Raw genomic sequence first — 11,513 nt, forward strand, 5'->3', positions numbered from 1 at the left:
GCTAGCGGGCGCGGCGAAAGGTCAGATTGAAGCGAAAAGGCCCGGTGAGCGGATGGATGCCGGGTTTGAGCGGCAGAATACCGTGGTAACGCAGACGTGATGGCCCGCCCCAGACCACCACATCCCCCTGCTCCAGCAGCACGCGCTGGCAGGCGTCAGCGCGCTCAAAACCACCAAATAAAAAGACCGCTGGCAGCCCCAGCGATACGGACACAATAGGCTGACGCAGATCGCGTTCATCTTTGTCCTGATGCAGGGTAAGCTTTGCCCCCGGTTCGTAGCGGTTGATCAGACAGGCATCGGGGGAAAAACCACTAAACCCGGCTTCAGCGGCGCAGGTCACGGCCAGCTCCCGGAAGGAAGCGGGCATCGCGGGCCAGCGCTTGCCGCTGACGTCGTCCTGGGCGCTGTACTGGTAACCGCGTGAGTCCGTAGACCAGCCAAGATCGCCGCAGTTGGTCATCGCCACTGACATCTTATGGCCGCCGGGCGTGATGCGATGTTCAAAAGGATTCTGCGCAGCAATCTGGTTCACCTGTGCCATCAGCTCTGCGGCGCTGTCACGAACGCGGCGGCGCAGGATCACCGCGCCGTCCATCAGCGGTTCCTGCCACGGGGCATCATCGGCAAACAGATCGAGCATTGGAACTCCTTCGCGTATCAGTGTGGAGAGGATGGCGGGATAAAGGCCGCAAACTGTGGCGACATCCAGTGGCTGAAATGATCACCCTCTTTGAAAATCAGATAGACCGCCAGCTTATCACGCAATGCCAGTGCTTTGGCCTTCTCGGTACCCAGCACCATCAGCCCGGTGTCCCAGCCATCGGCTTCCAGCGCCGTGGTGGCAATCACCGTGACAGAGACCAGCTTATGCTGAATGGGGCGACCCGTTGACGGGTCAATCACGTGTGAGATGCGTTTTCCTTCCAGCTCATAATAGTTGCGATAGCTACCGGAGGTGCTGATGCCGTGCCCCTGAAGGTCGACAATCGCCTGAACGGCGTTCTCCTGATCGGTCGGTTTCTGGATCGCCACCTGCCACGCATTGCCCTGGGCATTTTTGCCGCGCGTCAGCACCGCACCGCCCACCGACACCAGATAATGGTTAATCCCCTGCTGCTCCATCAGCCGCGCCAGATGGTCGGTGGCAAAACCTTCACCGACGGTCGAGAGATCAACATACAGCTCAGGCAGGTCTTTCTGCAGCCAGGATTGCCCGGCGCGGTTGATCACCTGTAAATGTTCCAGCCCGGTTAAGGCGCGGGCAGCATCAATCTGAGGTTGTGTCGGCGTCTTCAGCGGCTGTTTATCCGGCCCAAACCCCCACAGGTTAACCAACGGACCCAGCGTGATATCCATCGCGCCTGAGGTCTGCTGCCCGATGCGTAACGACAGCGTGATGATATCGGCCATGTTGTTACTGATGGGCTGCGGCGCGCTGCCGCGATACTGGTTAAAACGTGACAAAACCGAATCACTTTTCCAGGTGGAAAGTTCGTGGTCATCGTTATCCAGCTGCTGCTGTATCGCTTTTTGCAGGGCGTCACGACGCTCAGGCGCGACGCCCGCCAGGCTCACCCTCCAGAATGTTCCCATTGTTTTACCTTCGAGCACCATCCCTTCAGATCCCGCTGATGGCTTAGGATTGTCACAGGACGTCAGCAAGTAAACCACCATCAAACCTAAAAAAAACCGCCATTTACTCTTCATATCAACCTGTAACCTTGATTAAAAACTGGTCCGAACCGTGCTTTACCGCAGGGAAAACTCGGACTCGATGCCTTGATCTTACCGCCATTGCTCACCAGGATGGTAGCTGTACAGGGCACTCGTGACGCCCATCATTCACTCTTAAAGGAGAGCCATAATGATCTATTACGTGCTTCTCATGGCTTCAATCGCCCTGATTATCTTTGCAGGCTTTAAGCATTACAAGCAGACACACGTCCGACAGTTACCGCGTCCGCGTCACCGCTAACACGGTATGCCAGACTCCCCCGGCCGCACCGGGGTGAGTTCACCGGCACCATCCTGGTGCATCCTGCCTCTCTCTGAGCCGCGCACAGTATCACAAGCCACCTGAACCGCCCCTCAATCCGCTCTCCCCCAACCTGGCACGTTTTCTGCTTGATAATCCTTATTGTTCAGAATGAGGAAAGGTCATGCGCAACAAAAATGCGGTCAAAGAAAACCAGGCCCGACGTCGTCTGTTGAGATTTTCACTGCTGACGCTCGGAGGAGCAGGACTGGAAGGCAGTACGCAGCATTTCGCCGGGAAAGAAGAAGGAGAAGAGAGTGATAAAAAAGTGGCCGTGATGGCCGCCTGAACCTGGCATGATCAAAAAAGCCGCCTCTGCGTCATATCACGCAGAGGCGGCTTTTTATTGTGCCTCAGGCTTATCGCGGCCAGGAAAATGGCCGTATCAGGTGAGGATTAGAACTGGTAAACCAGGCCTACAGCCACCACGTTGTCGGTATTGATACCGGCAGCCTGGGTGAAGTTGTTGTCATCCAGCAGATTGATCTGGTAATCCGCATAGGTCGACATGTTTTTGTTGAAGTAGTAAGTCGCGCCGACATCGATGTACTGTTTCAGGTTCTGGGTGCCCCAGTTCTGAATATCGGTTCCGCGTGAAGTCACGTAAGCCAGTGACGGACGCAGACCAAAGTCGAACTGATACTGTGCAACCAGTTCCCAGTTTTCTGCTTTATCGGCAAAGCCGTAGGCGGCCGGATTATCCGTGCTGCCGAAGCGAGTCGCGTTGTACGATTTGGTGTACATGGCTGCCAGGTAAACGTTGTTCGCGTCATATTTCAGACCACCGGTGTAAGCTTCTGCTTTGTCACCGTTGCCCAGCAGCGCATTGCTGTTCTGGGTATTGGTGCGGTCAGAAGAGAACATGGCAGCACCAGCGCTGAAGCCCGCACCGATGTCGTAGGTGGCAGAAAGGCCATATCCATCGCCGTTCTGTGCGGTAGCGCTACGGTTGCCCGCCACTTCAGCATCGCTGTCATTTTTACCCTGGTACTGTACGGCGAAGTTCAGGCCTTCGACCAGACCAAAGAAGTTGTTGTTACGGTAGGTCGCCATGCCCGAGCCGCGCTGGAACATGAAGTTATCTGCACCGTAGGTATCGCCACCGAACTCTGGCAGTACGTCGGTCCATGCGCCGATGTCGTATGCCACGCCGTAGTTACGACCATAATCGAATGAGCCAGCGTCACCGAATTTCAGACCGGCAAAACCAACGCGGGTATAGCTGTTCGCTGTTCCCTGGGCTTCAGCGGTGTTCAGGGCTGCCTGATATTCCCACTGACCGTAGCCGGTCAGCTGGTCGGAAATCTGGGTTTCACCTTTGAAGCCGAAACGCAGATAAGACTGGTCGCCATCTGAACCGGAGTCGTCTGAGAAGTAGTGCAGACCATCAACTTTACCGAACAGATCCAGTTTGTTGCCGTCTTTGTTATAGATTTCTGCCGCACCCGCTGAACCTGCTACCAGCAACGCCGGGACCATCAGAGAAAGAACGCGAAGTTTCATTTTTTAATACCCTCTCGATTATAAGTCTTATATTGCCACTGCGTGCTGTAGGTAAAAATTAAGCACTTAGTGTCATGTTAAGCTTGGGAGAGTAATAATCCATCAAGAAAATGATACTAAATCACATAAAATGTTTCTTAAGGGGGTAAACACATTTCTTAATGTAAATAAAGCGGAACTTTTACGCAGCACAAATAGATAACCAATTGCGCACTTAAAGACAAAAAATAAGATTAGTCTTATAATTCATTGCATTACACCTACATGTAACAATGCGCACTGATTGATAAAATTATTCTGCCATGAAGCAGTATTATTAGCGCGCTATCATCATTTATTGAATTATTATCTTCATTCACCCCGAATGAGTTGCACCACCTATTAATATTGCCAGGCTTTGTGCCTGGCATTTTTTTACGTATTTTATTCCCCTGCGAAATTATTCTTTCCTGGTATTATCTGGCGACGAAAATCTAACGTTCGCGCATCGACTCTTTAACTTTATTCAGCGGTTTAATCAGATAATCCATGACGGATTTCTGGCCGGTTTTAATCTCTACGTTCGCGACCATCCCCGGCACGATCGGGAATTTTCGTCCGGCTTTGTTGGTCAGTTCGGCCTTGTCGGTACGCACATAAACCCGGTAATAGTACTGGTCACGTTTGACCTCATCCTGCAAGGTATCGGGTGATACCGTCTCCACTTCACCGCGCAGATCGCCATAAATTGACGAATCATACGCCGTCACTTTGACCGTGGCGGGCAGCCCCGGACGGATATAGGCGATATCACGCGGGTTAATGCGTGTTTCGATCAGTAGCTGGTCCTCAAGGGGGACAATCTCCATCAGCTTACCGCCGGGTTGCAACACGCCGCCCACGGTGGTGACCTGAATATCTTTAACGATGCCGCGTACCGGTGAGTAAATAGTGGCGCGGGTCAGTTGATCCTCTTTCCCAGTCATCACCTGTAATTGTGCATCCAGGTCCGCGTTGTTCTTCACCTGCTCTTCGCGTGCGCGTACCGCGTAGTCATTACGTGCCTCATCGATTTTCCCCTGAAGCTCAGCGACCTGACGGCGCAGGCGGATCACTTCCACCTCACCCGCCGCCCCTTTCGCCACCAGCGGCTGGGTCATGCGCAGCTCATCCTGAACCAGTTTTTTTGACTGCTCCAGATTGCTGACGGTCTCTTGCAAATTACGCCGCCGCGACTGGTACAGTTGCGTTTCACGCGCCACCAGATCCGGCTCTTTCAGCGTTTCGGCACTGAATTTCAGCGGCGCGCCCGTCAGTTCAGCGGTTAAGCGTTCGGCCGATCCGCGCAGCGTTCGCGCGCGTGATGCCGCCTCACCAAAGTTGGACTGAAAACGCGTCGGGTCAAGTTTTGCCAGCACCTGCCCTTTCTCGACGATATTGCCTTCATGGACGTTGAGCTGGTCGACGATGCCGCCATCCAGACTTTCAATCACCTGCGCACGACTGAGCGGCGTGACCTTGCCCGTTCCCACCGTCACTTCATCAAGAATGGCGAAATGTGCCCAGACAAAAAACAGCACCAGCGCGACAGTACAGACCCAGATGATGGCCGAGGTGCGCCGTTCATTCTGTTTCAGACTGCGATCCATCAATACAAGGCTCATGCGGCATCTCCTCTTGCACTGGCCGCCGGCGGTTGGGCCTGTGCCGTCTGCGCGGTAGCACGTTTCAGGATGTCATCTTTCGGGCCATCAGCAATCACGCGGCCGTTATCCATGACAATAATGCGATCGACCATTTTCAGCAGCGCCGGGCGATGCGTCACCAGTATCAGGGTGCGCCCACTCAGCCAGCCTTTCATCTGACTGATCACATGTTCTTCCAGCTGTTCATCCATCGACGCGGTGGGTTCGTCCATCAGCACCACCTGCGGCTGGCGCAGGATCATACGGCTGAGCATCACCATCTGGCGCTGCCCGCCGGAGAGTCCGCGTCCGCCCTCATTAATAATGCGGTCCAGGCTGGCCGCATCCTGCTGCACCAGGCTCAGTGCACCGCTGACGCGTAGCGCCTGTAACATATCCTGCTCGCTGGCGTGGGGGTTGCCCAGCATCAGGTTCTGGCGCAGGGTGCCGAAGAACAGACGAGAATCCTGTGACAACCAGCCCAACTGTCGCCGCAGGTCAACCGGGTCAATGCGGCGTAAGTCCACGCCGTCGACGATCACTTTGCCCTGGGTCGCCATCGCCTGCCCGGCCAGCAGTTTCAGCAGCGTCGACTTCCCGGCCCCCACACGTCCCAGGATAGCGATGCGTTCGCCGGGTTTAATTTGCAGCTGGTTAATGGTGATCACGTTTTTCACGTTTTCTTCATCGTAGCTGTACTGCACGCCACGCAGATCGTAGTGACCGGTCAGCGTTGGGCAGTGCGCCATTTCTCCCTCTTCCGGCTGGTCGAGCGGTTTCTTCAGCAATTCATCCAGCCCGTTCATCGCACTTTTCGCATGTTGCCAGCGCGAGAACACCATCGTCAGCTGCATCAGCGGCGCAATGGTGCGCGAAGAGAGCATACTGCTCGCCACCAGCGTACCGGTGGTGATCTGACCATCGAGCACCAGATAGACCCCAAACACCAGCATGCTGGCGTAGGTCAGTTGCTGCACGCTTGACGCCCAGCCCGTGAGGCGCGCGCCCCACAGACGCTGCTGCATGCCAATCGCGGCGCTCACTTCGTGCGTCTGCTCCCACTGACGCTGGAAATAGGGTTCAGCCTGCAGTGATTTAATATCTTCAATACCTTCAATGGTTTCCACCAGGATGGCGTTACGCAATGCCCCTTCGCGTAATCCCTCTTTGGCCAGTTTCGCCATAGGAATCTGGATCAGCAGGCCGGGAATGACGATCAGCGGGATCGCCAGCAGCGGCACGATCACCAGCGGGCCGCCAATAAACGCCATAATAAACAGGAACAGGATGACAAACGGCATATCCGCCGCCGCCCCCACGGTGGTGGAGGTCAGCAGCTCACGCACCTGATCAATTTCACGCAGCTGGGAGATAAACGATCCGGTGGATTTTGGTCGCGCCTCGTTACGGATATTCATCGCACGCGCAAACAGCATGGAAGAGACTTTCAGGTCGATGCGTTTTCCCATCATGTCAGACACCTGCGTACGCATCAGACGGATGAGATATTCGATCACGGCGGCAATCAGTACGCCGCCAAACAGCACCCACAGCGTGGCTTCTGACTGCGCGGGGATCACCCGGTCATAGATCTGCATGGAGAACAGAATCCCCGCCAGCGCCAGCACGTTACCCACGATCGAGGCCAGGGAAATCTCACCGATTTTGCGCCCCATTCCCTGGAAGTTCTGCCAGAACCAGTGCTTTTTATACGGCTGGACGAACTCATCAATACGCGCATCGCGCCCACGTGCCGCCACGCCGATAATCCCCACCTCTTGCTGACTTTGTGCCAGCAGCAGCGCCAGTTCGGTTTCACGCACCACGTCACCGCCGTCACTGAGCCAGTAACGGGCATTGCCTTCACCATCAATGGCTTCAATCACCACCACACTGCCGCTCTCCATAATCAGCACCACGGGCGTCACTTCCTGACGCCAGCGGATTTTGTCACGCGGTGTCATAGTGAGATGCAGCCCGAGCAGCCCCGCCAGTCGCTCCAGCTGCTGCGGCGGCGTGAGGTGCTCAAACCAGCGCATCTGCTGTCGCAGTGTTTTACCATCAGCCGGTTTACCGAAGCGGGCGGCCACACGCAGCATGGCATCGATCCAGTTTTCCGTGGTTGCGGTTTGTTTAGTCATAAAAAACGGCCTTATCTGGTTGTCTTACGAGCGCCGCATCACAGCGACGGCAGCGTTTGTCCACTGTTCTTTTCCCGGTCAATGCCCAAAATATCCAGCAGATTATCCACCGCTGCGGCATAACGAACCGTGGCATCCCAGCCATCGTAGAGCGCCGTCAGGCGGCTGCTGTCAGCCTGAAAGACATCCTGCTCAACACTCAGCAGGTCGTTCAGGCTACGCTTATTCAGTTTGTATTCATCGGCATACACCTCACGGGTATGATCTGCACTGCTCAACTGCTGCTCACCGGCCTCTTTACGCTGTTGCGCGCCAATCATGTCGGCATAGGCCGTAGAGGCATTCTGGTTGATTTGCAGTTTTGACTGCTGGATGGCGGCCTCAGCCGCTTCACGATCGCCCTCAGCGGCACGAGTTTTGGCGTTCACCAGCCCGCCCTGATACAGCGGCGCTTCTACCTGCAATTGCAGTTCGTCATCCCAGTAGGATCGGCTGTCATTTTCATAACGGGTGCGGCCAGCCTGGACTTTAATGGTCGGCCAGTGGTTGGATGAGGCCTGGCGCACACGCTCCAGCGCCGCCTCTTGCTTCGCCTGCGCACTGCGCACGGCAGCGCTTTTCTCATAGGCGATTTTGTCCAGTGTCACCTGCTGGTTCAGCAACGCCTGTGGCAGTTCTGGCAGGTTTTCAGACGTTACGCCCGTCAGCACGGTCAGCTGCGCACGCGCCGATCGCGCCTGTGCGCGATACTGCTCCATGCTGGCGTTCATACCGGCAATGCGGGTTTGTGCCTGCAGGACATCAGACTGGGAACTTAGCCCGGCATCTGCACGCAGTTTTGCCATGTCCCTGACGCGCTGCAAAGACGCGATATTCAGACGCGCGGCATCCACCAGCGCCTGGTAGCGTTTCACTGCCAGATACGCCTGAAGGGTGTCCTGCGCCACGGTGGTCATGGTGTCATAAAGCGCATAGCGGTAGGCATCGGACAGCTTGTGCTGCTCGTCGATTGCCCCCCCGGTACGGCCAAAGTCATACAGCAACTGGCTGAGGGTGATGCCACCCGAACCGCTGTTATTCAGGCTGCCGGAGGAGTCGGTCTGGTGCGATCGCCCGCCGCTGGCTGCGAGCGACACCTGGGGATACCAGGCGCTTTTCGCCGCATCCAACTCGGCCTCACCGACGCGGATCTGTGCAGCGGCTTCAGAAATTTTGGGATTACGTGCAAAGGCTCGCAGGATAGCGTCACGCAGCGTCAGGCTGGCAATCTGCTCTTCCGTGGGTGCTGCGCGCCAGTTAAATGCCGCAACAGGTTCCTCTTTCGCCGCCAGTGCGCTCTGCCCAACCAGACAGGTTGTGAAACACAGCAATATCACCCTATTTTTCATCCAGACACCTGTGATCATTATGTTCCGGGCCAGAGGCGGGAAATACCCCGCCTCTTCTGCCCCCAATTAAGCGGTTTGTAACTGCAATTGATGCTGCGTCAGCACGTCTGCCAGCGTGCTTTCCTGAAGGGGAGCGTGATACACATCCGACATCGGTTCGCTGCTGCCCCCCGGTAACACCTGTGACCAGACACCACTGTCGGTGGTACTGAGCGCCACCGGGCTGTCCCCGGTCAGGAGCAGTGACTGAACGGCGGTGAGGTCGTCCTGCGTTGTCGCGGCCACCAGCGCATCGCTCTGCGTTGCCAGACCCAGACTGGCGAGTTGCAGCGATCCGCTGTCCGTCGCATTCCCCAGATCAACGTGGATCTGGTCAGACTGTTCAACCCAGTTACCGGCACCGTCCGAGGTACCAAAATAGATATAATTCAGCCCGTCATGCACATTGGAACCGGACAGCGGCACGGTGATGCTCCAGTGGTGATCCTCCGTCAGGGTCGCGCTGTAATACGGATAGTCATCCACCCGGATGCTGATCAAGTTAATGGGGAAGGTATCGGCGAAGGTGCCGCCAATGGTGACGTACTCCTGGCCGTCAACCACGCTAACGTCCGCCGGGGTGACGTCATCGACGGTGAAACCAATTTTGCTGGTGTAATGACTGAGCAACAGGACATCGCGGGTGGCGCTGGTGCTGTTGCCATTGGGGTCGGTAGCGCTGAAGGTAAAGGTATATTTACCGTCGGTGATCGCCGCCAGTTCGCTGTCATTGATCGACACGCGCCAGATATTGTCGCTGGCGACGTTGCCATAATAGGTTTTACCCGCAAGATCCAGTGTAACCACCGTGCCGGAAGGCAGGTTGCTGGAGGTGCCCCACATTTCAAGCCCATAGATCCCTTCACGGTAGTTGACGGCATCATCGGTGGAGATGGGGTCAATGCTCAGTGACGGCAGGGTATCAACAGAGGTTGCGAGGGTGATGTTGTGCGCCGTAGATGTGCTGTTACCCGCGGCATCACTCAGGCTGGCCTGCACGCGATAGACGCCATCGTCCAGCCCCTGAAGCGCGCTGGCCGGGATAGCCAGATTCCATGTGCCACTGCTGCTCACCACCGCGTGCCAGGTCTGCTCATTGAACAGCACATCCACGGTCCGTCCCGCTTCGCCCCAGGCCGAACCGCTAATCAGCAAATCGTCACCCTTTTCACTGGCATCAATCACGTCATCGCCCGAAATCTCATTCATGGTGATTTGTGGGTCGCTGGTGTCGATAACAATCGGCGTGCTGCTGCTGCCCTGCTGGCCCCAGCCATCGGTGGCGGTGACCACAATGGTGCTTTCCCCCTGGCCCAGCAAATACAGGGCATACGAATCAGGACTCAGTGACCAGTTACCGTCGTTGTCCACCGTGGCGTTGTAGTTTTCTTCACCCATCGTCACCACCACCTTCTGCCCACTGCCGGTCGATCCCGTGCTGCCGGTCAGGGTCTGCTGCGTTGCCAGCTCGGCACTGTTCAGAATGCCATCGCCAAACGGCAGGTCGAGGGTGGGATGTGGCGGCTCACCGATGGGCGTCAGCGGCTCAACGGTAATCACTTTATTTGCGGTCGACGTACCGCCGCTGGCGTTAACGAAGCTGATACTGATGGTGTTGCTGCCGTCGGGCAGCGCCTGGAGATCTGCGGCAGGCAGGATGACGCTCCAGCTGCCATCGCTGGCAATCTGCGTGCTGTAAGTGTGCGCATTCAGGCTGACGGTCAGGGTGCTGCCTGCGGCAATATTGGTGGAGGTCCCGCTGAAGGTTTGATCGCTCTGGCGCTCGTCAGCACTGATCACCGCATCGCCCGTCAGCGGGGTCACGGTGAGTGACGGGCTGCCGCCCGTTCCTGTGCCGCTCTCCGGTGGCACAACCTCCGGGGTGTCAACGCCGCTGGCAGACGTACTCTGACTGCTGCTGTCATCGCTGCTGCTGTGATGGCTGGCCAGCGCCACGCCACCGCCGACCCCGGCCAGCCCGAGTAGCCCCAGACCAACGGCCGTCAGGGTTCCACTGCTCTCCGCTGCGGCGGGCGCACCGAGCAGCGCATCGACGCTGGCCAATGCCTGATAGGTTGGTGTCAGCGGCGTTGCGGCATCGGTGGTATTCAGCCCGCTGCTGAACAGCGCATGCTGCGGCGGGTTCACCCCGTCATCAAACAGTAGTTGGCTTTGTTCGCCGTCGGTGGCCGTGAAGAAATGCTGATAGCGCACCGTGCTGCCATCGCGCATGTGAAGGATCAGATCGTCGCCCTGCTGTTGATAGTCAACAACGGAGGTAGTCGGTGCGTGAATTTTCACCAGCGAAGGCTGGTCAAGCTGCACGGTTTGAGACGTATGAGACTGGCTCTGAGACAGCAGTTTTCCGCCATCGCGAGAGAGTATATCGACGAAGCCAGATGCAGGCTGAGTCATGGTGTATCCCCTTGTGTACCCGGTAAAGTGAGTAAGCGTTTGCGAAGAAAAGCTCAGCCAGAGGCCGTTTTTTTCACGCAAAACATCAGCCAGCGCTACAAAAATAGCGCCGAGCATCACCCGGTGTACAACGGATCACAATGTAATCCATAACAAGGAAAAATGATTAAAATAGCTATTATAGTAGCGCTGGCGCGGCCTACGTTAACCTTGTCATCAGCGCATTACTACTGGCCAAAATCTGGAATTACACTTCGCCAGTGGCCTTATATCTTATTGTTATTTTTGCCTTACTCACTTTAAAAAAACCTTTCTTAGTTTATTC

Annotated in this window: 8 protein-coding genes; 1 reads left to right on the plus strand and 7 read right to left on the minus strand. The window is 56.3% G+C overall.

Features of this window, described 5'->3' with window-relative positions; all coding sequences use genetic code 11:
* Position 1: 1 nt before the first annotated feature.
* Positions 2 to 643 carry a DNA oxidative demethylase AlkB gene (alkB, locus tag LJN55_RS15745; protein ID WP_133841434.1) on the minus strand — a complete coding sequence of 214 codons (642 nt, stop codon included), beginning with the start codon at positions 641 to 643 and terminating at the stop codon, positions 2 to 4.
* Between the two features lie 17 nt (positions 644 to 660).
* A complete protein-coding gene (gene apbE, locus LJN55_RS15750; RefSeq protein ID WP_133841433.1) occupies positions 661 to 1,710 on the minus strand; it encodes an FAD:protein FMN transferase ApbE in 1,050 nt (349 codons plus the stop codon).
* Positions 1,711 to 2,162: 452 nt separating this feature from the next.
* Between apbE and LJN55_RS15755 the strand changes: the two genes are divergently transcribed.
* Entirely contained in the window at positions 2,163 to 2,327 is a 165-nt protein-coding gene (locus LJN55_RS15755) for a hypothetical protein (RefSeq protein WP_159336293.1), read from the plus strand.
* Positions 2,328 to 2,434: 107 nt separating this feature from the next.
* Here LJN55_RS15755 and ompC read toward each other — a convergent pair whose 3' ends face one another.
* The 5 genes from ompC to LJN55_RS15780 all read right to left on the minus strand — a co-directional run bounded on the left by ompC (position 2,435) and on the right by LJN55_RS15780 (position 11,188).
* On the minus strand, positions 2,435 to 3,541 hold the full coding sequence (ompC, locus tag LJN55_RS15760; RefSeq protein WP_133841432.1) for a porin OmpC: 1,107 nt from the start codon (positions 3,539 to 3,541) through the stop codon (positions 2,435 to 2,437).
* 473 nt (positions 3,542 to 4,014) lie between these two features.
* Positions 4,015 to 5,184 (minus strand): HlyD family efflux transporter periplasmic adaptor subunit, encoded by a 1,170-nt coding sequence (locus LJN55_RS15765; RefSeq protein WP_133841431.1) that lies wholly within the window; start codon positions 5,182 to 5,184, stop codon positions 4,015 to 4,017.
* Positions 5,181 to 7,346 carry a type I secretion system permease/ATPase gene (locus tag LJN55_RS15770; RefSeq protein WP_133841430.1) on the minus strand — a complete coding sequence of 722 codons (2,166 nt, stop codon included), beginning with the start codon at positions 7,344 to 7,346 and terminating at the stop codon, positions 5,181 to 5,183. The genes LJN55_RS15765 and LJN55_RS15770 overlap by 4 nt, the downstream gene beginning before the upstream one ends.
* Positions 7,347 to 7,384: 38 nt before the next feature.
* On the minus strand, positions 7,385 to 8,734 hold the full coding sequence (locus tag LJN55_RS15775) for a TolC family outer membrane protein (protein ID WP_133841429.1): 1,350 nt from the start codon (positions 8,732 to 8,734) through the stop codon (positions 7,385 to 7,387).
* 66 nt (positions 8,735 to 8,800) lie between these two features.
* A complete protein-coding gene (locus tag LJN55_RS15780) occupies positions 8,801 to 11,188 on the minus strand; it encodes a BapA prefix-like domain-containing protein (protein WP_227534821.1) in 2,388 nt (795 codons plus the stop codon).
* Between the last annotated feature and the right edge of the window lie 325 nt (positions 11,189 to 11,513).

The sequence above is a fragment of the Erwinia rhapontici genome, from assembly GCF_020683125.1.
Taxonomy (GTDB): Bacteria; Pseudomonadota; Gammaproteobacteria; order Enterobacterales; family Enterobacteriaceae; genus Erwinia; species Erwinia rhapontici.